This window comes from Streptomyces sp. NPDC048420 (assembly GCF_040651535.1).
Taxonomy (GTDB): domain Bacteria; phylum Actinomycetota; class Actinomycetes; order Streptomycetales; family Streptomycetaceae; genus Streptomyces.
In genome coordinates this window covers 359802-379686 of the sequence record NZ_JBEZKG010000005.1, presented here as the reverse complement: position 1 = coordinate 379686, position 19885 = coordinate 359802, and the positions used below count along the sequence as shown (strand labels likewise).

General features: G+C 69.5%; 16 protein-coding genes and 2 tRNA genes. 4 read left to right on the top strand and 14 right to left on the bottom strand.

What is annotated here, in order from left to right; genetic code table 11:
* Positions 1-6 precede the first annotated feature (6 nt).
* Positions 7-567: an HIT domain-containing protein gene (locus AB0D34_RS11395; protein WP_362659943.1), complete on the bottom strand. Its 561-nt coding sequence runs from the start codon at positions 565-567 to the stop codon at positions 7-9.
* A gap of 514 nt (positions 568-1081) precedes the next feature.
* On the opposite strand from AB0D34_RS11395, the gene AB0D34_RS11390 reads away from it, so the two are divergent.
* Positions 1082-1672, top strand: coding sequence for a potassium channel family protein (locus AB0D34_RS11390; RefSeq protein ID WP_362660132.1), 591 nt, complete (start codon positions 1082-1084; stop codon positions 1670-1672).
* A gap of 28 nt (positions 1673-1700) precedes the next feature.
* Here the strand turns inward: AB0D34_RS11390 and thrS are convergent, their stop codons facing one another.
* From thrS to AB0D34_RS11375, 3 genes are all read right to left on the bottom strand, one after another.
* The gene (thrS, locus tag AB0D34_RS11385) at positions 1701-3677 is read right to left on the bottom strand and encodes a threonine--tRNA ligase (RefSeq protein ID WP_362659940.1); all 1977 of its coding nucleotides are present in this window, start codon (positions 3675-3677) and stop codon (positions 1701-1703) included.
* A 90-nt stretch (positions 3678-3767) separates the two neighbouring features.
* Entirely contained in the window at positions 3768-5006 is a 1239-nt protein-coding gene (locus tag AB0D34_RS11380; RefSeq protein WP_362659937.1) for a hypothetical protein, read from the bottom strand.
* Positions 5003-5569, bottom strand: a complete 567-nt coding sequence (locus AB0D34_RS11375) for a DUF4365 domain-containing protein (RefSeq protein WP_030321429.1) — start codon at positions 5567-5569, stop codon at positions 5003-5005. Before AB0D34_RS11375 ends, AB0D34_RS11380 begins: the two co-directional genes overlap by 4 nt.
* A gap of 191 nt (positions 5570-5760) precedes the next feature.
* On the opposite strand from AB0D34_RS11375, the gene AB0D34_RS11370 reads away from it, so the two are divergent.
* Positions 5761-6489, top strand: coding sequence for a 3'-5' exonuclease (locus tag AB0D34_RS11370; RefSeq protein WP_362659934.1), 729 nt, complete (start codon positions 5761-5763; stop codon positions 6487-6489).
* A 76-nt stretch (positions 6490-6565) separates the two neighbouring features.
* On the opposite strand, the gene AB0D34_RS11365 is transcribed toward AB0D34_RS11370, so the two are convergent.
* The 3 genes from AB0D34_RS11365 to AB0D34_RS11355 all read right to left on the bottom strand — a co-directional run bounded on the left by AB0D34_RS11365 (position 6566) and on the right by AB0D34_RS11355 (position 9005).
* The gene (locus AB0D34_RS11365) at positions 6566-8299 is read right to left on the bottom strand and encodes a DUF2207 domain-containing protein (protein WP_362659931.1); all 1734 of its coding nucleotides are present in this window, start codon (positions 8297-8299) and stop codon (positions 6566-6568) included.
* Positions 8300-8447: 148 nt separating this feature from the next.
* Positions 8448-8519, bottom strand: a tRNA-Val gene (locus AB0D34_RS11360).
* Between the two features lie 39 nt (positions 8520-8558).
* Positions 8559-9005, bottom strand: a complete 447-nt coding sequence (locus AB0D34_RS11355; RefSeq protein WP_362659928.1) for an SRPBCC family protein — start codon at positions 9003-9005, stop codon at positions 8559-8561.
* An 84-nt stretch (positions 9006-9089) separates the two neighbouring features.
* On the opposite strand from AB0D34_RS11355, the gene AB0D34_RS11350 reads away from it, so the two are divergent.
* Positions 9090-11441: a hypothetical protein gene (locus tag AB0D34_RS11350; protein ID WP_362659925.1), complete on the top strand. Its 2352-nt coding sequence runs from the start codon at positions 9090-9092 to the stop codon at positions 11439-11441.
* A gap of 60 nt (positions 11442-11501) precedes the next feature.
* Here the strand turns inward: AB0D34_RS11350 and AB0D34_RS11345 are convergent, their stop codons facing one another.
* The 7 genes from AB0D34_RS11345 to AB0D34_RS11315 form a co-directional block, all read right to left on the bottom strand.
* Positions 11502-14237: a Tat pathway signal sequence domain protein gene (locus tag AB0D34_RS11345; protein ID WP_362659923.1), complete on the bottom strand. Its 2736-nt coding sequence runs from the start codon at positions 14235-14237 to the stop codon at positions 11502-11504.
* A 100-nt stretch (positions 14238-14337) separates the two neighbouring features.
* Entirely contained in the window at positions 14338-14934 is a 597-nt protein-coding gene (locus tag AB0D34_RS11340) for a hypothetical protein (protein ID WP_362659920.1), read from the bottom strand.
* Positions 14935-14944: 10 nt separating this feature from the next.
* Complete coding sequence (locus AB0D34_RS11335) at positions 14945-15817, bottom strand: carbohydrate ABC transporter permease (RefSeq protein ID WP_362659917.1); 873 nt, start codon at positions 15815-15817, stop codon at positions 14945-14947.
* The gene (locus tag AB0D34_RS11330) at positions 15814-16770 is read right to left on the bottom strand and encodes a sugar ABC transporter permease (RefSeq protein ID WP_362659914.1); all 957 of its coding nucleotides are present in this window, start codon (positions 16768-16770) and stop codon (positions 15814-15816) included. Before AB0D34_RS11330 ends, AB0D34_RS11335 begins: the two co-directional genes overlap by 4 nt.
* A gap of 14 nt (positions 16771-16784) precedes the next feature.
* Positions 16785-18074 carry an extracellular solute-binding protein gene (locus AB0D34_RS11325; RefSeq protein ID WP_362659911.1) on the bottom strand — a complete coding sequence of 430 codons (1290 nt, stop codon included), beginning with the start codon at positions 18072-18074 and terminating at the stop codon, positions 16785-16787.
* A gap of 394 nt (positions 18075-18468) precedes the next feature.
* Positions 18469-18540, bottom strand: a tRNA-Val gene (locus tag AB0D34_RS11320).
* Positions 18541-18618: 78 nt separating this feature from the next.
* On the bottom strand, positions 18619-19080 hold the full coding sequence (locus AB0D34_RS11315; RefSeq protein WP_362659909.1) for a TIGR02611 family protein: 462 nt from the start codon (positions 19078-19080) through the stop codon (positions 18619-18621).
* A gap of 191 nt (positions 19081-19271) precedes the next feature.
* On the opposite strand from AB0D34_RS11315, the gene AB0D34_RS11310 reads away from it, so the two are divergent.
* Positions 19272-19685 (top strand): SsgA family sporulation/cell division regulator, encoded by a 414-nt coding sequence (locus tag AB0D34_RS11310; RefSeq protein ID WP_004002642.1) that lies wholly within the window; start codon positions 19272-19274, stop codon positions 19683-19685.
* Positions 19686-19885: the final 200 nt, after the last annotated feature.

Sequence of the window (19885 nt, the reverse complement as noted above, 5' to 3'; positions counted from 1 at the left end):
CTGAGATCAAGCCGTCGGCCAGGCCTCCGCCAGCATCTTCCGCGTGTCGCCCAGCAGCTGCGGCAGCACCTTCGTGTGGCCGACGACCGGCATGAAGTTCGTGTCGCCGCCCCAGCGCGGGACGATGTGCTGGTGGAGGTGGGCGGCGATGCCGGCACCGGCCACCGTCCCCTGGTTCATACCGACGTTGAAGCCGTGCGCCCCGGAAGCCGTACGCAGAGCAGTCATCGCCTGCTTGGTCAGCGCGGCCAGCTCGGCGGTCTCCGGGTCGGTGAGGTCGGTGTAGTCGGCCACGTGACGGTAGGGCACGACCATCAGGTGGCCGCCGGTGTAGGGGTAGAGGTTGAGCACCGCGTACACCAGCTCGCCGCGCCGGACGATCAGGCCGTCCTCGTCGGACTTGGCCGGGATCGAGCAGAAGGGGCAGCCGTCGTCGGCGCCCGGGCCGGTCGGCTTGTTCTCGCCCTGGATGTAGGCCATCCGGTGGGGGGTCCACAGACGCTGGAACGCGTCCTGCGTCCCCACTCCCAACTGCTGCTCCGGCTCACTCGTCATGCAATGCAGCATATGACTTCGCCCGTTCGCGCCGTGTCGGCGGGGTTGTGGGAAAAGCAGCCCGGGCCAAGCTGGACAGGTGGACGAGGACAGCCGCGGAGCCGGCGACGCAGACGCCGACGAGACCGGCGATCACGCTCACGCTCACGAGGCGGACGGCACCGACACGGGCAGCGCCCACGGCACCGAGGCGCACAGCGGCCACGATGCGAGGGCTGCCAGGGCCCACGTCTCCGACAAGCGCGGCTCCCCCGACGCCGACACGCGAGGGCCCAACGGCGCCGACACCTCAGGATCTGATGACTCCGGCGCTCCCGAAACGCACGGCACCGATCACCGGGAGTCCCAGACCACAGCCGCGGATACGGCCCACGGCTCCGACACCCGCAAGCCCCGCACTGCCAAAACCCCCAGGCCTCCCGGCCCCCACCAGCCCGACTCCCCCGCTCCCCGCGGACCCCGTACCCCCGACCGCCGCCACTCGCACTGGGAAGCCCGCACCGAGGTCCCCCTCGCCCTCGCCTCCCTGGCCTTCCTCGCCGCATACGCGTTCCGCGTACTCGCCCCCGATCTCCCGGACGCTCTGCTCGATCTCTGTCTGGCAGTCACGCTGGCCGCCTGGGCGCTGTTCGCCGTGGACTACGCGGTGCGCTGGCGGCTCAGCGGGCAGCGGCTGGGCTTCGCACGGACGCACATGCTGGACACCGTGGTCCTCGCCCTGCCGCTGCTGCGTCCCCTCAGGGTCGTCAAGGTGTACGAGGCCGTGCAGCGCCGGCACGGACGTCCCCGGCTCGCCCTGCACGCGCGTGTGATCGCGTACTCCGGTCTGTCGACCCTTCTGCTGGGCTTCACCGGCGCCCTCGCCGTGTACCAGCAGGAACGCGACGCCCCCGGTACGACCATGCACACCTTCGGCGACGCCGTCTGGTGGACCTGCGCCACCCTCACCACCGTCGGCTACGGCGACGTCACCCCGGTCACCCCGATGGGACGCCTGATCGCGGTCGGCGTGATGATGATCGGGATGGCCCTCCTCGGCGCCGTGACCGGCACCTTCGCCTCCTGGCTGCTCCAGGTGTTCTCCCAGGAGGACGACGAAAGGCCCCCGGGAAGCTGAACTCCCCGGGGGCCCCGCCGTACAGAGATCAGACCTGCGCCCGCTCCTCCACGACCTTCTGGATCTTCGCGATGGCCTCGTCGAACGGGATGCCGTTCTCCTGCGAGCCGTCGCGGTAGCGGAAGGAGACCGAGCCGCCCGACATGTCCTCGTCGCCCGCGATGACCATGAAGGGCACCTTCTGCTTCTGGGCGTTGCGGATCTTCTTCTGCATCCGGTCGGACGAGGAGTCCACCTCGACCCTGAGGCCCTGCTTCTTGGCCGCGGCCGCGAACTTCTGCAGGTACTCGACGTGCGCGTCCCCGATCGGGATGCCGACCGCCTGGACCGGGGCCAGCCATGCCGGGAAGGCGCCCGCGTAGTGCTCCAGGAGCACCGCGAAGAACCGCTCGATGGAGCCGAACAGGGCCCGGTGGATCATGACCGGACGCTGCTTGGAGCCGTCGGGCGAGGTGTACTCCAGCTCGAAGCGCTCCGGCAGGTTGAAGTCCAGCTGGATCGTCGACATCTGCCAGGTCCGGCCGATCGCGTCCTTGGTCTGGACGGAGATCTTCGGACCGTAGAAGGCGGCGCCACCGGGGTCGGGAACGAGCGGCAGGCCCTGCTTCTCGGCGACCTGACGCAGGGTCTCGGTCGCCTCCTCCCAGGCCTCGTCCGAGCCGACGAACTTCTCCGGATCCTTGGTGGACAGCTCCAGGTAGAAGTCGGTCAGACCGTAGTCCCGCAGCAGGCCGAGGACGAAGGTGAGCGTCTTGTCGAGCTCCTCCGACATCTGCTCACGGGTGCAGTAGATGTGCGCGTCGTCCTGCGTGAAGCCACGCGCACGCGTGAGGCCGTGCACGACGCCCGACTTCTCGTACCGGTACACGGTCCCGAACTCGAACAGGCGCAGCGGCAGTTCGCGGTAGGAGCGGCCGCGCGCGTCGAAGATCAGGTTGTGCATCGGGCAGTTCATGGGCTTGAGGTAGTAGTCCACGCCCTCGTCGAGCTGCATGGGCGGGTACATGCCGTCGGCGTACCAGTCCAGGTGCCCGGACTGCTCGAAGAGCTTCCCCTTCGTCGCGTGCGGGGTGTAGACGAACTCGTAGCCCTCCTCCTCGTGGCGGCGGCGCGAGTAGTCCTCCATGACCCGGCGGATGATGCCGCCCTTGGGGTGGAAGACCGCGAGGCCGGAGCCGATCTGCTCCGGGATGGAGAACAGGTCGAGCTCGGAGCCCAGCTTGCGGTGGTCGCGCTTCTCCGCCTCGGCGAGGAAGTCGAGGTGCGCCTTCAGCTCGTCCTTGGTCGGCCACGCGGTGCCGTAGATGCGCTGGAGCATCGGGTTCTTCTCGCTGCCGCGCCAGTAGGCGGCCGCGTTGCGCATCAGCTTGAAGGCCGGGATGTTCCGGGTCGACGGCAGGTGGGGACCACGGCACAGGTCCTTCCAGCACAGTTCGCCGGTCTTGGCGTCCAGGTTGTCGTAGATCGTCAGCTCGCCGGCGCCGACCTCGACGTCCGCTCCGTCGTCGGAGGACGCGGAGCCCTTGAGACCGATCAGCTCCAGCTTGTACGGCTCGGAGGCGAGCTCCTCACGGGCCGCCTCGTCGGTCACCACACGGCGGGAGAAGCGCTGACCCCGCTTCTGGATCTCCTGCATCTTCTTCTCGATGGCCTTGAGATCCTCGGGCGTGAACGGCTTCTCGACGTCGAAGTCGTAGTAGAAGCCGTCCTTGACCGGCGGGCCGATGCCCAGCTTGGCCTCGGGGAACAGCTCCTGGACTGCCTGCGCCATCACATGCGCGGTGGAGTGGCGCAGGATGTTGAGACCGTCCTCGGAGGAGATCTCGACGCCCTCGACCGCGTCGCCCTCGGACAGGACGTGCGCGAGGTCCTTGAGCTCGCCCTCCACGCGCGCGGCGACGATCGAGCGTTCGCCGGCGAAGAGCTCGGCGGCCGTAGTGCCCGTCGTCACCACGCGTTCTTCCCGCTCGGAATCGCGCTGGATGATCACACGGACGTCTGACACCGGTCTCTCCTGACTGAAGGTGGGTGCGGCGCCATACCGGGAGCGCGCGCAATAGGGGATCGTACCGACCCGGCACCCACCTCCGCGAAATCAGTCCCCCTCGCAGGACTCCTCGCCGGACTCTCCGCACGCCTCCTCGAAGAAGTCGAGGTTCTCCTGAAGGGACTTCATCAGCCGGTCCCGCTCGGCCTCGTCCACCTGTACGGGCACGACTCCGGCGGCCCCGGTGAGCCTGCGGAACCCGCCGCGGCTCTCCAGTCTGCCGTGCACCCGGACCGGCAGCCCGACGAGGTGGGCCTGCCCGGCGATCCGGTACGCCTCCTCGTCCAGCGTCAGCCGCAGGTGCGGGATCTCGGCGCCGGCGATCACCCGCAGCCGTACCGACCCGTCGCCGCGCGGCCCCGACCTGCGCATCCGCTCCACCGTGCCGGTGATCCGCACCGAGACGGAGGGCTCCTCACGCAGGAAGCGGGCCCCCGCCTCGCGCAGGACGGGCAGGTCGCCGGGCGAGAACTCGACGGCCTCGGCGCGTGCGGCGCACCCCTCGGGGACCCCGGCCGCGGGCGCCCACTCGACGGCGATGCGCGCGCCCTCCGTCCCGTGCACGAGGGAGATCAGCGCCTCGGTGAGCTCACGGCTGACACCCGCCTCGACCGCGCCGTCGAAGGCGTCCATGCCGCCGGTGGCCCGCTGGTAGTCGATGGCCTCGCGGGTGGCGTAGAGGGCCTGGTGGAGGCGGACGGCGAGCGGGCGGCCCGTGTCGACGGGCACGAAGGCGGTCAGACGGCGGCCCCCGGCGGCGGAGCCGACCAGGACGTTGTCCAGGGACGCGGCTGCCGTACGACGGTAACGGGCGCCGTAGTAGCCGGCACGCGCGCGTGTGGCGAGCGCACCGGCGAGAAGGGTCTGGCGGGCTGCGGCGCGCAGCCGCTCCTCGACACTCCAGGGCGTGGTGTCGGCGGGGCCGGTCGGGACGTCCCGCCACCAGCGGATCTCGTCGCTGGGGACGGCGAGTCCGACGAGCACCTCGCGCGCGGAGGGCGTGCCGCTGCGGGACAGCGCGACGAGGGCCTCGCCGAGGAGGTCCTCGCTGTCGGGGAAGGCGCGGCTCTCGGGCACGAGCAGGCTGGTCCCGCTCGCGCCCGGCCCTGGTGGTGTCCAGCGGCCGTAGCGTCCGGCGGCGCCGCCGCGCCGTTGCCAGCCGTGCCGGTGCAGCAGGGCGCTGAGGACGGCGGGGTCGACCTCGTCGGGGCTCGGCGAACGGTCCCAGTGGGCCTCCGGATGGGGGCGGACGGCGCGCAGTGGCTCCTCCAGCGGGCGGTGGGTCATGGTCTGCCTCCCGTCCCGACGCGCGTCATGATCTCGCACAGCGCCCGGTCGTCGAAGATGCGGTTGGTGGGGATCCGCACGGTGGTCCGGGTCCGGCCGGTGATGGGGTGGCCGGCCAGGTTGACCCAGTAGCAGCAGTGTCTGAGGTCCAGCCGGTCGTGGCTGGCGCGCAGCCAGTCGTCCTGGGTTCGGGGGACGAGCATGACCACCAGGATCTTGTGGACCGACACCGGGGTGCGGGCGAGCTTGCGCAGGTGGTCGTTGTCGAGCGTGAAGGAGAAGAACCGGCCTGGCGGGTTGGGCGCGATCTGGTAGGTGCATTTGAGCTGCACCTTGATGGTGACCTCGTCGTCGACGGTGTGTCCGGGCGAGCCGTGGCTGACGTGCCAGTCGATGCCGTTGTCCGGAAAGGGTTGCGACAACGAGCAGCCGGCCGCCGCCGCGACGGCGTGCAGATAGCCCACCTGCAAGGTCTCCATGCAGGCGGTGGTGGCGAGCGTGCCGCGAAGGGGGCCCGTGCGTTCGGGCAGCAGCCCGCCCCGCTCGGGCTGCGCTATCGCCATGACCAACAGCCTTCCAAGCCAAGTGACATGCCCGCACAGGGGCCACATGAATCGCACAGCGGGCCGCTGAACTGCAAAGACCCGTACTCCTGTTGTGTCCTTCCGGCGTACGGCGCAAACAGCCCGGGTATCACCAAACGGGCAGAAGACGGTGCGTCAGCTGCCGTGGGTGAACGAGGGGTTGTGTAGCTATGACGACGTGCTGGTACGAAGGGCCCCTGGCCGCTTTCGACACGGAGACCACAGGCGTTGACGTCGAGACCGACCGGATCGTGTCGGCCGCCGTCGTCGTCCAGGACGCGGCGGGCACCCGGCCACGGGTGAGCCGCTGGCTGGTCAACCCGGGTGTGCCGGTGCCCGCCGGGGCGACCGCGGTGCACGGACTGACGGACGAGCATCTCCAGCTCAACGGCCGCTGGCCGGCGCCGGTGATGTTCGAGATAGCCGAGGCGCTGGCGGAGCAGGCGGTGGCGGGCCGTCCGCTGGTGGTGATGAACGCGCCGTTCGATCTGACGCTGCTCGACCGGGAGTTGCGCCGTCATCGCGCCTCTTCCCTGGACCGCTGGTTCGAGTCCTCACCCCTGCTGGTCCTGGACCCCCGGGTCCTCGACAAGCACCTCGACCGCTACCGCAAGGGCCGCCGCACCCTCACCGACCTGTGCGAGCACTACGGCGTCGAGCTGGACGGCGCGCACGATGCGGCGGCCGACGCACAGGCCTCGCTGGATGTCGTACGGGCGGTCGGGCGGCGTTTCGCGACCCGGCTGGAGCGGCTGGCACCCGCCGAACTGCACAACCTCCAGGCGGTCTGGCACGCGGCCCAGGCGCGGGGCCTGCAGGCCTGGTTCGCCCGCAGCGGGTCCCTGGAGTCGGTGGACCCGGCGTGGCCGCTACGACCGGATCTGCCGGCGGCGGCCTGACGGAACCGGCCAGCTGACGGAACCGGCGAGCTGAGGGCAGGGTCCCGCGTGACCGTGCGGGCCCCCGCCCCGTACCTCACCAGGAGCCGCCGCCCCCGCCCCCTGCGCCACCGCCGACTCCGCCGCTGGAGGAACCGCCTGCGGAGGAGCCGCCGGAACCGCCGGAGCCGGAGGACGCCGTGGCGGCGGAGATTGCGACACCGGCCAGCAGCACGTCACCGATGTCGAGGGAGAAGCGCCGGGACGACGGCGTCGGCACCGTGACCGACGCTCTGACGGCCGCTTCCCAGGCCGGTGCGACACCCAGGGCCACCGCCCATGCCGTGCAGCGGTCCACCTGTTCTTCGACGGGCGGTTCGTCGGGGCAGGCGGACGGGTCGGCGAGGTAGCGCCGGAACGCCTCGGTCTGGAGCCAGAGTTGGGTGCCGCGCGGGGTGCGCCTGCTCACCTCCCAGAAGCGGGCCACTTGGGCGACACCGAATCCGGCGGCCACTGCACCGACCAGCAGAAGGGGCGAACCGGCCTCGATCCGGCGGCCGTTCAGGACGCCGCCGGTGATCGCGAGGGCGAACCCGAGGAGTATCGCGACCATACCCGCCGTGTTCCATCTGAAGGTGCGCTCCTGGGCGACGTGGTCCCACAGGCCACTCGACAGGCGCCAGCCGTGCAGCTTCCGGGAGAGCTGCTCCCAGCCGTCCCTGAACCAGTGGTCGCGCACTCCGAGGTGCAGTGTGGTGCGGGAGGAGAACATCGTGTCCAGCAGGGCCTCAGCCTCTTCGTCCGCCGGGAGCCCGGCGGCGTCGTGCCGCTCCAGGACCGGGTAGGGGCCCTCACCGTCGATGGAGATGCGTCCGTCGGCCGCGGCCGTCATCAGCCACGCCACCCTGTGGTGATCCTTGACCGCCTCGATGCGCAGGACGCCGCCCTGAGCCGGTGTGAGGTCCTCGGGAGGCGTGGCGGACGGAGTGACCTTCCGGGCCAGCCGCTCGATCTCGACCCGCCGCACGCGCCCGTCCTCCTCGACCACGCGGTCACGCCCGTAGACCCGGAACGCGCAGATGGTCAGCGCGGCGCAGGCCAGTGCGACGGCGAGGAAGATCCCTCCGTTGCGCACCGGGTGCGGAAGGGTCGTACCGACGGCTGTACCGGAGGGCGCCGCGGGCAGTGCCGGGGCAGCGGCGAGCTTGGTCCTGGCGGCGGTGGCATAAAGGGTGAGGCCCTCGCTGCCCGCGAGCTTGTCGAGCTTCACCACCAGGTGCCCCGGCTCGCTCTGGCGGACCGCACAGGGCTTCCCCTTGTCCCAACTCCCGTGTTGACAGCTCAGATGGGTGAGTGAATGGGTGTCCACGACGTGGATCTCCACAGCGGAGCGGTCGACCTTCCAGCCGGTGCCGACCGCGTCCCAGGCGAGCTTGCCGCCCTTCACCACCTCGGGGAGCGTGTACTGGATGCGGTAGCGGTGCACTCCGCTGACCAGCCGCTCCGGATCACCGATCTTGAGCCGGTCGGCGAGCTGCTGCTCGCCGTTCTCGTCCCGGTAGTAGTCGCCGTAGGTGTCCTCCCAGGGGACCTTGTGGCCGTCGAGACTGACGCGCACGTCGTCTCCCTCGAAGGGGTCCCCCGGCACATCACGGAAGATCCCGTGCGAGCTCCCCGAGTGGCCGAAGTCGTAGTCGATGACTTCGGTGATCCGGGCGCTGCCGTCGGCGCGGATCTCGGCGCCGACCCACATCGTGGTGACCCGTTCCTTGTTGGCAAGGGCCTGCGTGCCGGCGGCGATCCCGCCGAACACGATCAGGGTGATCCCCACGCCGATCAGCGACCGAAGCCTGCGCCGCCGTATCGAGATCGCCTTGCGCGATCTCCGCCTGTCTCCCCCACCACTCATGACGCCCCCCACAGAACGCACAACTGGACACAAAAAACCGGCCTGCGGTTGCAGACCGGTCTTTTCCGGGTGGGCGATACTGGGTTCGAACCAGTGACCTCTTCGGTGTGAACGAAGCGCTCTCCCACTGAGCTAATCGCCCGGGAACGCACTGAACAATACAGGTCCCCGCGGCTTTCCTTCAAACCGCTTCCAAGTAGGCGACGAGCCCCCGCCGTCCGGCGCGCATCATCAGCCGGTGGTTGACCAGGAAGACCGGCCGTCCCGGTACGGCGAACCGCCGCAGCAGCGGCTTGCGCACCTCGGTGACCTGGTCGTACCGGGCGAGGCTGCCGCCACCGTCCGCGGTGATCGTCCAGCGCGCCCACCCGTCGAGATCCCCGGTCATCGCGATCTCCAGCACCCCGGCCTCCCGGTCGCGCCGCACCTCGCGCGCGGTGAAGACCAGGTCGTACGGCAGCACGGCGCGGATGGTGATCAGACCGCTCGTGTCGTCGAGCCGTCGCACCTCGCGCACCTGGGGCCACCAGCGGGGATACTCCTCGGCCTGCTCCAGCACGTCGTAGACGGCGGCGGGCTTCGCGGGCAGGGACCACTGGGTGCGGAAGCGGTATCGGGTCCAGTCCATGGACTGAGTCTGGCATCGGATCCGAGTAGGTTCTGAGTACCCGTACTCATGTCGCGCGGCGTGACCCAGCCCACACTTCGAGGCATGACGCACATTCCGCCCCCGGCCGAGGAGCTACGGCTCATCGACGCCGAGCTGTGGCAACTGGACGCCCGCCGCAGCCAGTTGCTGGCCCGCCGGGCCTGGCTGGTCGCCGCGCTCCAGCCGAAGTGGCAGGCGCCTCGGCCGACCGGTCCGACGCCCGCCACAACCCCTCGTCCCGAAGCGAGCGCACCGAGCGTGCAGAACGTGCTCCTGGTGCTCGGCGGTGTCCTGCTCACCGTTGCGGCGATGGTGTTCACACTGGTCAGCTGGGGTCACCTGGGGATCACCGGCCGGTCCCTGGTGCTCGGCGCGGTCACCGTGGCGGCGCTCGCGGCGCCGCTCCCGCTGCTGAAGCGCGGGCTGCGTTCGACGGCCGAGTCGGTGGCGGGCCTGGGACTGGCCCTGATGGTCCTGGACGCCTACGCGCTGCACGAGGCCGTCTTCGCGAAGACACCCGGGGCCCCCTACACGGCGATCGCCTCGGCGCTGCTGGCCGGCCTCTGGACGGCGTACGGCCTCCTGCCGCACACGTCCGAGCTGCGCCTGCCCCACCCGGCCGCCCTGGCCGCGGCCCAACTCCCGCTGTTCTTCTGGGCGATCGCGGCCGACGCCGGCTCGTACGGGCTCACGGCCGCGCTTCTGGTGACGGCGGGGTTCGACACGATCGTGGCGCTCCGGATGACGCCCAGGTCCGTACGTGTGGTCGCCGCGATCGGCGCGTACGGAGTGGGCGCCTGGGGCGTACTGGCCGCCGGCTGGCTGACCTGGACAGCCTCCGGCCCGAGCGCCGCCGCCCGTGCGGCGGCGCTCCTTCTCCTGGCGAGCGCGATCGCGCTGGCCGCCGCCTGGCACAAGCAGGCGCTCGGCCTGGCCATCACTTCCGGGCTGCTCACGGTGGCCGCCTTCGGCGGTACGGCACGATCCGCGCTGCCCGAACCATGGGCGGTTCCCGCCCATCTGGGTTTCGGCATCGCCCTGTTGGCGACACTCCGGCTCAATCGCCTGCCGGACGCGGTACGTCGAGGCCTGGCCTGGGCCTCTGGTGCCGTACAGGCCCTGTCCCTGCTGTGGGCGCTGCCGGCCGTCGGCATCGTCGTGCTGGGCCCGCTCGCCTGGGCCTCACAGACGTGGTCCGGCACCCCCTCGGACGCCCGCGCCGCGGTGACCGTCGACGTGACCTGGCCACCGCACACGGAGGCGGTCCCCCTGGTCCTGGCCGCCGTGGCGGGCGTGCTCGCCCTGACGGTGCGGGACACGACCTGGCGTCCTCGGGCCCTGGCGGGAGCACTGGGTCTGTTCTGGGCCACCGCCCTCACGCTCCCGGCGGTGCTGGAACTCCCTTACTCCGCAGCCCTGTTGACCGAGGGCGCCGTGACGGTCGCGGCCCTCGCCGCTGCCGCCCTCCTGAACCAGCGCCTCACCGCCCTCCCCCTCGCGCTGCTCACCTCCACGAGCCTCGCCTTCCTCGCCCTCGCCGACCGGACCGCGACCCTCGTCGTGCTCTCCGCCCTGATCGCGCTCTTCACCGCGGCCTCCTGGCGCCTCGCCCCTTTCACGGCCCCGACGGCCTTGGTCTACGGCGCCGCACTCGCCGTGGCGACCGGCGCCTCCGTGGATTTGTCCCCGGCGCACACGGCCCTGCTGGTCCTGGCGATCCCCGCGACCGCGGCTCTCCTCGCCCATCGACTCGGCGACTCGAAGGCCACCGTGCCGGTCGAGGTGGCCGGAGCGGCGGCCGGACTGCTGGCCATCGCGCTGGCGGCGACCGACCTGCCCCTGCTGGCCACGGTCCTGGCCCTGTGCGGAGTGATCACCGCGGGCGCGGCGATCCGTACGGACCGCCGCCCTGTCGGCTACGCGGCCGCCGCCCTGTTCGTCCTCGCCACCTGGGTGCGCCTGGCGGCCTGGGACGTGGGCGCCCCCGAGGCGTACACCCTCCCGGTCACGATCCCCGCGCTGCTGGTCGGCGCCCTGCGCCACCGCCGTGACCCGCGGACCTCGTCCTGGACCGCGTACGCCCCCGGCCTGGCCGCCACTCTCGTACCGAGCCTCTTCGCGGCCTGGGGCGACCCGGACTGGACACGCCCCCTACTGCTGGGCGTGGCAGCCCTGCTGGTCACCCTGGCAGGCGCCCGCCACCACCTCCAGGCCCCGCTCCTGCTGGGCGGCGCGATCCTGCTTTTGGACGCCCTGCACGAACTGGCCCCGTACATCGTCCAGGTGACGGATGCCCTTCCCCGCTGGGTGCCCCCTGCCCTGGCCGGCCTCTTGCTGCTCGCACTGGGAGCAACGTACGAACACCGCCTCAGGGATGTCCGACGGATACGGGAAAACCTGGGGAGGATGAACTGACTCAGGGGCGCGGGGAACTGCGCGACCAGCCACAACGGACCCGCAGTTCCCCCCGGACCGTTACGGCATCTTGTCCCCAAGAAGCGCCAGGTTCTCGATAGCCGCCAGCCCGTACAGCGCGGTGTCGTTCGTCGCCACCCACGCCGCCTCGCTACCCGCCACCAACGAGACCGGCCCGCTCAACTTCTCCGTCTTCCAGGGCGCCGACTCCTTGTACCCGTCGGAGTTGTAGAACTTGTCCCAGGCGCGCTTGGCCAGCTTCGCGTCCCCGGTCTTCACAGCCGCGTACGCGTCAAGTCGCGAGTGCCCCTGGAACAGCAGCAGCGTCCCGAAGTTGGACCCGTAGCGGGCGGCCTGCTCGGCCTTGGTCGCGTTGAAGTACCGGCAGTAGTCGAAGTACGCCTCGTTGAACTTCGGCATGTCGACGAGGTCGATGAGTTCGGCGCACAGCTCGTTGAGCCCGAACACGGCGGACAGGTGGGACACGCCCACCACCGGCGCCGAAGCGACGGCGAACTTGCCCGTGTCGAGGTCGTACAGCCCGCTCCCCTGCACAAAGCCGTTCGGCTGCGCGGCGATTCCCTCCATCGTCGACAGCACGCGCGCCTTGGCCTTCTCCCACTTCGGCCCCTTGCGCTCCCACTCGGTCAGCCAGGCCGACACCAGACCGCTCCAGTCGGTGCCGAAGCCGACCGACAGGGCGTGCCGGTCGGGTGTGTACGGGTCGGTACGGATCTTGCGCAGCGGGTCCAGGACCAGGAAGGTCTCGTCGGAGTCGACATTGGCGTGCATGAGATCACCGACGCGCTCGTCGGCGGTGAGGAAGTAGTAGTAGCGGCGGTACGTCGTGTTGGCGATGCGCTGCTGCTTCGCACTGTCGGCATAGTGCTGCACACCGTGCCGGGTGCCGAGTCCGGCCCACTGCCCCAGGTGGTACACGTCCACCTCACCGGTGTGCCGGGTCATGGCCTCGGCGAACCGGAAGATGTCCGCGCGGCCCGACCTGATGTACGCGAACCACAGCCACAGGTCCGGCGAGAGCTCGGAGTTGTCCCACGCGTAGCCGCCGATGTCGTACCGCCACTGGTGCCTGACGGTGTCATAGGTGTGCATGATGTCGCCGTAGTCCCAGAAGCCGTACCAACGGCGCTGCTCCACCTGGTCCTTGTAGTAGGTGAAGAGGAAGTCGAGGTGGTCCTCGATCTTCGCCTTGGCCGGGGTCGAGCGGTCCGGCTCGGAGTAGAGGCCCGGGCCGAAGACCCCCGCCTTGATGAGCTGCTTGGGCGGTGCGGCGAGCTGCGGCAACACCCGTACGGCCTCGACCTGTTCGGCCAGGGCCTCCGGGGACGGCGTCGACTCGTTGGCCCAGAACAGCAGTTCCGACGTACGGGCGATGCCGTACGGCGTGCCGAACTCGGGCTCGTAGTCCTCGTAGGTGATGTTGAGGCCTTCGAGCTGTTCGGCGAAGGTGTCCTGGCCCATGCCGTCGTGGTAGAAGCGCAGGTCCATGGGCTGCGCCTCGGGCGACCAGAGCCACAGGGTGACCTCGGCCTCGTCGGTCTGGGCGTCGCGGATGTCGAGCTGGGAGGGGTGCCGCTCCCAGAAGTCCCGCAGGCCGAAGGAGAATCCGCCGCTCGCGCCACCGACGTACCCGAACCCGGAGGCCCGCCGGCCGCCGCCGGCGCCGATCCAGCCGTGCCCCTTCTTGGTGCGCTTACGCAGGGTGAAGCCGTCGGCGGAGAGCTGCGAGAGCGTGTAGTCGCCCCACTCGGGGATGTACTGGAGCCGAGTGGTGACCCGCTGGTCCCAGGTGGCGGGGTCGGGCAGCTTCTTGCCCGCGTACTGGGCCTCCTGCACGGCGATACCGGGGTCGCGGCGGAGCCCGGTGATGCCCTTGACGGCCTCGCGCAGCAGACCGGTTCCTTCTCCGCCGATCCGGATGTGACGGTCGTAGGACTGGTCGCGCATCGGCACGCTGAAGCGGACGCCGATGCCGCGGATGAAGTCGCCGCTGGCCTTGCCCGGCTCCTGGGTGCCGTCGAAGGTGATGGTGTGCACCATGCGGAAGGAGTCGGCGCCCGCGTAGAAGTACAGCCGGATGGAGAACGGCAGCCAACTCCGGTTGCCCTTGCGGTGCTTGCCGTCGATCTTGACGACCGCGCGGACCGGTCCCTCCTGTTCGACCGTGACGTCCGAGATGGCCCCCTCGAAACGCTCGGTCTTGACCGTGCCCTGGTCCTCGTCCTCGATCTCCGGCTGGCGGATCAGCACGAGCCGCCCGTTCTTGGCGATCTCCGTCGACCCGCGGGTGACCGACTTGATGAGCGTGGCGCCCGACTTGCCGATCTTCGCGGTGATGACGCCGGTGGAGACGGTGATCGTGCCGCCGCTCTTGTCGACGGTCACCTTCTTGTCGGGTACGGCGGCGTCACCGGCGGTGAGCGACAGCTTGCCGTTGCCCGAACTGACCGCGTGGGCCGTCCACTTGAGCGAGCCGTCGGGCCAGTAGGCGATCGGCCAGGACTGGACGGGCACGGCCTTGCCGTCGGCGTCCGTGACCGCGAACTTCTGGTCCTCCTGGTAGACGCCCTTCGGCCAGGGGACACCGACGGTCGAGCCGGGCGCGGCGCCGAGACCGCCGTCCTCCAGCCAGTTCAGGGTCACGGGAGAGTCGTCGGCCTCGGCGGCTCTCGGCGCGGCCTGCGCGTCCTTGGCCCCTAGCGCCCAGCTGAACTGCGCGGCGGCTCCGGCGACGGCGGCGGCTTTGAGGATGGACCTGCGGGGGATGGGGGACATGGCCGTTCCTTTCCATGGACAGGCTGGACAGGCTGGTCAGGGGCATGACAGAGAGAGGTGCGACGCCGAGGGCGCCGACCTGTGACAAGGGCACCGCTCGTCAGCGGCGCCGGTAGCGCTCCTCCACGGCGACGGCCGCCGCCGCGACGGCTCCGAGCACGGGAACGGCCAGCGGGGCGACGAACCCCGCGGACAGGGCCACGACGGCCAGTCCGGCGACGATCAGGAAGGACCCGGCGGGATCGTGCAGGGTCCGCCGTACGGCGTCGGCGAGCAGGGCGCGCCAGGAGGCGCCCGGCGTCCAGACCGCCGTCGCACGCAGCCCGGCCACCACCAGGCCGATCAGCGCGAAGAGCCCGACGGCCCCGACGAGCGGGCCGCCGGGGATCCCGGCCCGCGCGGCCTGGACGTCCACCCAGACCGCGCCCGCCGCGACCCACCCGGCGACCCCGACGAGCCACCCGCGCCGCACGGCCGTACGGAAGTCCGCGACGAACTCCCGCCAGCCGCCCGCCTCATGGCTCGTACGACGCCGCAGATGCCGTGCGCCCGCGGCGAAGGCCGCCGGATAGGTGACCAGGCCGAGACAGGCCACGGAGATCCACACGCCGGTGAGAAGTGCCTCGGCGAAGAGCGCGAAGCGCTCGCCACCGAACACGGACGCCCTGCGACGGGCCTTCACACGCGCTTGCGCCATGCTGACCTCCTCACTTCAGTCCGGACGTGGCCATGCCGTCGATGAGGTAGCGCTGGAAGGCCATGAAGAAGGCGATGACCGGGACGAGCGCCACCAGCGACATCGCGATCATGCTGCCGTAGTTGGAGATGCCCTCCTGGTCGCGGAACATCATCAGGCCCAGCGACACGGTGTACTTCTCGGGGGTGTTGAGGTAGATCAACGGCCCCATGAAGTCGTTCCACGCGTTGATGAAGGTGAAGATGGCGCTGGTGATGAGGGCGGGGCGGCACAGCGGCAGCACGATCGACCAGTAGGTCCGCAGATGGCCGCAGCCGTCGAGCTTGGCCGCCTCGTCCAGCTCGCGCGGCAGCCCGCGCATGAACTGCACCATCAGGAAGACGAAGAACGCCTCCGTGGCGAGGAACTTGCCGGCCACCAGCGGCACCAGCGTGTCGACGAGTTCCAGCTTGCGGAACATCACGTACTGCGGGATGAGCAGGACGTGGTACGGCAGCAGCAGTGTGCCGATCATCAGCGTGAACAGCAGGTTCCGCCCGGCGAACCTGATCTTGGCGAAGGCGTAGGCGGTGAGCGAGCTGGACAGCACGACACCGAGCACCGCGAGGCCCGCGTACATCAGCGAGTTCACGAAGAAGCTGCTGATGGAGATGCCGGAGATGCCGTCGGCGAGCCCGGAGAAGTTCGCCCAGACCGGCTTGGTGGGCAGCAGGTCGACGCTGGCGATGATGTCCTTGCTCGGCTTGAACGAGGCGCCGAAAACCCAGATCACGGGGTACAGGACGACCGCGAGGACGGCGAGCGAGCCCACGTGCCAGGCGATCGATCCGGAGCGCCGCTTCTCGCTCGCGGTGCGCACGACAGGGGTGCTGACAGTGGTCACTTGGCGGCCTCCTCGTAGTGCACCCACTTCTTCTGCGACCAGAACAGGACCGCCGTGACGAGCGCCACCGCGACCACTAGCGTCCAGGCCATCGCGGAGGCGAAGCCCATCTGGGCCTCCTTGAAGCCCTTCTGGTACAGGTAACAGGTGTAGACGAGGGTGGCGTCGGCCGGCCCGCACTGGGTGTTGGAGACGACATACGCGGAGCCGAACACCTGGAACGCGTGGATGGACTCCAGCAGCACGTTGAAGAACAGCACCGGGGAAATCATCGGCAGCGTGATGTTCCAGAACCGCCGCAGCGGGCCGGCCCCGTCCATCTCGGCGGCCTCGTACAGCTCCTGCGGGACCTGCTTGAGTCCGGCAAGGAAAATGACCATCGGCGCGCCGAACTGCCAGATGCTGAGCGCGACCAAGGCGTAGATGACGTAGTCCGGGTTGCCGATCCAGCCGCCCACGTCGAGCCCGAAGACCTTCTGCGTACGGTCCACGATCGCGTCGTCCGAGAACAGCGCCCGCCACACGAAGCCGACGGAGACACTGGCGCCGATGAGGGAGGGCATGTAGAACGCGGCCCGGTACACGCCCTGCCCGCGCCGCTTCTGTGCGAGCAGCAGCGCGACGCCGAGCGCGAGCAGCAGTTTCAGTGGAGTGGCCACGACGACGTACTTGAGCGTGACCTCCACCGACTTCTGCCAGCGCGGGTCCTGGAACATCGTCGTGAAGTTGTCGAAGCCCACCCACTCGGGCGGCGTGAACAGGTTGTACCGGGTGAACGCGTAGTACAGCGACGCGATCATCGGCCCCGCCGTGAGCACCAGGAACCCGGCAATCCACGGCGACATGAAGAGATAGCCGGCGATGTTCTCGCGGCGCCGCCCGCGCCGCCCGGCGACAGGAGCGGCGGGCCGCTTCTTCGCCGGGCGCACGGGCGCTTCCTTGACGAGCGTCATGGTGGTACGTCCCCTCAGCCCGCGAACGCGGCCTTGGCCTCGCTGAACAGCGCCTTGGCGGCGTCGGCCGGCTTGGTCTTGCCCTGGGAGACCTCGCCACCGATCCGCAGGAACGCCGCCTCGATGACGTCGGCGCCCGACGGGTGCGGGGTGATCTTCCCGAGCACGCCGGCCTTGGCGACCTCTTCCTCGTAGGCTGCGACACCCTTGTTCTGGGCATCGGTCGGCTTGAAGGCGTCGTACTGCTCGGTCGTGGCCAGGATGCCGCGGTCGTAGCCCATGATCTTGCCGACCTCGGGGTCGTGGACCATGAAGCTGATGAACTGGGCGACTTCCTTGGGATGCTTGGTCCCGGAGAAGCCGCTGAGCATCAGCGAGCCGAGGTACTGGCCGGTGTTCTTGCCGTCCGTGGTGGGGATCGGCGCGAGCCCGTAGTCCGACTCACCCTCGCCCTCGTAGCGGATGGAGAAGTTGTCCCAGGTGAACTCGGACGCGGCGAGCCCGGCCGACAGACCCGACTTGGGATAGACCTGCTCGATCTTCTTGGGGTCGGCGACGAGCCCGGACTTCACCCGCTTGTAGGCGTCCGTCCACCACTGCGTCAGATCGTCCTCGGTGAAACCGAGATCGGAGTCGGTGAAGAAGGCCTTGCCGTTCTGGCGCAGATACAGGTCGTACAGGTACATGATGCCGTGGTAACCGGTGTCACCGGCGATCTTCAGCTTGTCCTGGATCGTCTGGAGCGCGGCGAAGTACTCGTCCCAGGTCCAGCCGAACTTCGCCTCGACGCCCGCCTTCTTGAAGGCCTTGAGGTCGATGACAAGTGCCATGGTGTTGGCGCCGACGGGGATGCCGAGCTGCTTGCCGTCGACCTGACCGTTCGCCAGAACCCCGTTGCGGAAGTTGTCCAGGCTCAGATTCCCGGCGTCCGCCTGCGACTTGAGATCCAGCAGAACTCCGCGCTTGTCGTACTTGCGCAGAAAACCGACCGCATTCTGGAAAACGTCCGGCGGATTCCCACCCGAGGCCTGGGTCTGGAACTTCTCCCAGAACGCCTGGTAGTCGGTGAATTCAGGCTTGATCTTGATCTTCGGATACTTCTTCTCGAAGAGCGCGATCGTCTTCTTGATGGCGATGGCACGCGGCTCGCCACCCCACCACGCGTAACGCAGTGTCACCGTTCCGTCTCCGGAACTGCCGCTGTCACCACCGCACCCGGTCGTCGCGGCCAACCCCAGCGTCGCCGCCGTGGCGCCGGCCGCCTTCAGGATCGTACGCCTCTCAACATTCCTGCTGGTTCCCACAGTCGGGCCCCTCCCCGCAGCGTCGCCGCCTGCATGAATCGTTTCAAGTAAGCGCTTGCTGGCACAAGCTACGGAGGGGCCGGGGGTGCGTCAATGATTCGGACAGGAATTTCTTGTGAGTGAAGCAGGAGCTACGAGCACGGTCAACGCCCGGGCACCGTCCGAAAACTGACGATGTCCCAGGTGAGAGGCATGGGGTCGACCCGTCGAACAGATCGCAGGCCGCCGTACGAGATCGACGGACGGCCGAAAAAGGACGGCCGGCGCAGAGGTGCGGCTGCGGACGGTCACGCGGGAGTGAGGCGGCACAGGACGCCAGAGGGCGGCCGCTGTCGGCCTGCGCACACGCCGAGGGGCCCGTCCGCGTCTTCGCGAACGGGCCCCTCGGTCCGGGTGGGCGATACTGGGTTCGAACCAGTGACCTCTTCGGTGTGAACGAAGCGCTCTCCCACTGAGCTAATCGCCCGGGTGCAGGAAGAAGATTACCCCATGTCAGGGGGTGCCTGTGACCAGCGGTGACCGGTCCGGCACCCCCTCGCGCGGCTCACTGGTTCTTGATGTTCCAGGGCATCTCGAAGCCGAACTTCCACAGGTAGACCCCGAGGATCGCGGCCACGATCACGAGGCCGATCACCGTCAGTGTGATGTTGCGCCGCCGCACCTTGGGATCGAGGGCGCGGTGGGCCGCCTCGGTCACTTTGCGCTTGGTCCAGCGCAGCACCAGCTGTGCCCACACGAACTCGGTCGCCCAGATCGCCATGCCGCCGAAGATCACGACCCATCCGGGTCCCGGCAGCGGCAGCATGATGATGCCGGCGACCACGACCGCGAGGCCGATGACGAAGACCAGGACCTGCCAGCTCAGATGCAGCAGCCGCCGCGACCTGATGAATTCCGGCGCCCTGGAACCGAGCCCCTGCCCGTCCTGCGCCTCGTCCGACTTCTTGCCAGGCTGCCCGTCAGGTGCCACGGCGACCTCGCGCGCCTCGTCACTCCCCGTATTCATACAGCCAAACCCTACCGGAGAGAAACCGGTCACCGGAATGGTCGTACCTCCGCAAGGGGTTCTCGGCCGGAAGAGTTACGTAAAGGCACGCAAAACACTCAGAGGGGTTTACAACGGCACCGTAGGTGGCATGTCGATTTCGCCGACGTGCGAATCCCCGAGCGCACACTGAGCGAAAGGCCCTGGCGCTTATGAACACCACGGTCAGCTGCGAGCTGCACCTGCGCCTCGTTGTGTCGAGCGAGTCCTCCCTGCCTGTCCCCGCAGGCCTGCGGTACGACACGGCCGACCCCTACGCCGTGCACGCCACCTTCCACACCGGAGCCGAGGAGACCGTTGAGTGGGTGTTCGCCCGCGACCTTCTCGCGGAGGGCCTCCACCGGCCCACCGGAACCGGCGACGTCCGAGTCTGGCCGTCGCGCAGTCATGGTCAGGGCGTCGTCTGCATCGCCCTGAGCTCCCCGGAGGGCGAGGCACTGCTCGAGGCCCCGGCGCGGGCCCTGGAGTCGTTCCTGAAGCGAACGGACGCCGCCGTGCCCCCGGGCACGGAGCACCGCCACTTCGATCTGGATCAGGAGCTCTCGCACATCCTGGCGGAAAGCTAGGAGCGAGGGCGCACAGAGCCGCCCGGCGCCGTCCACTCGGGGAGACGGCTCGGGCACGTACAACCGAATAGGGAACGACAGGTGCCGTGGCTGCGGAGCGCTCCGCAGCCACGGCACCCACCGGGTTTAGCCGCGGGGCCCGGGGGGGGCCCCCCAAGCGGACGGGGGGGGCCGGCAGGGGAGCGGGGGGAACGCGCCCC

What these genes read in the sequence shown, in the direction of transcription:
- AB0D34_RS11395 (WP_362659943.1), bottom strand. Translation starts at nt 567, where the DNA reads ATGCTGCATTGCATGACGAGTGAGCCGGAGCAGCAGTTGGGAGTGGGG.
- AB0D34_RS11380 (WP_362659937.1), bottom strand. Translation starts at nt 5,006, where the DNA reads ATGACCCACCGCCCGCTGGAGGAGCCACTGCGCGCCGTCCGCCCCCAT.
- AB0D34_RS11375 (WP_030321429.1), bottom strand. Translation starts at nt 5,569, where the DNA reads ATGGCGATAGCGCAGCCCGAGCGGGGCGGGCTGCTGCCCGAACGCACG.
- AB0D34_RS11370 (WP_362659934.1), top strand. Translation starts at nt 5,761, where the DNA reads ATGACGACGTGCTGGTACGAAGGGCCCCTGGCCGCTTTCGACACGGAG.
- AB0D34_RS11355 (WP_362659928.1), bottom strand. Translation starts at nt 9,005, where the DNA reads ATGGACTGGACCCGATACCGCTTCCGCACCCAGTGGTCCCTGCCCGCG.
- AB0D34_RS11350 (WP_362659925.1), top strand. Translation starts at nt 9,090, where the DNA reads ATGACGCACATTCCGCCCCCGGCCGAGGAGCTACGGCTCATCGACGCC.
- AB0D34_RS11345 (WP_362659923.1), bottom strand. Translation starts at nt 14,237, where the DNA reads ATGTCCCCCATCCCCCGCAGGTCCATCCTCAAAGCCGCCGCCGTCGCC.
- AB0D34_RS11340 (WP_362659920.1), bottom strand. Translation starts at nt 14,934, where the DNA reads ATGGCGCAAGCGCGTGTGAAGGCCCGTCGCAGGGCGTCCGTGTTCGGT.
- AB0D34_RS11330 (WP_362659914.1), bottom strand. Translation starts at nt 16,770, where the DNA reads ATGACGCTCGTCAAGGAAGCGCCCGTGCGCCCGGCGAAGAAGCGGCCC.
- AB0D34_RS11315 (WP_362659909.1), bottom strand. Translation starts at nt 19,080, where the DNA reads ATGAATACGGGGAGTGACGAGGCGCGCGAGGTCGCCGTGGCACCTGAC.
- AB0D34_RS11310 (WP_004002642.1), top strand. Translation starts at nt 19,272, where the DNA reads ATGAACACCACGGTCAGCTGCGAGCTGCACCTGCGCCTCGTTGTGTCG.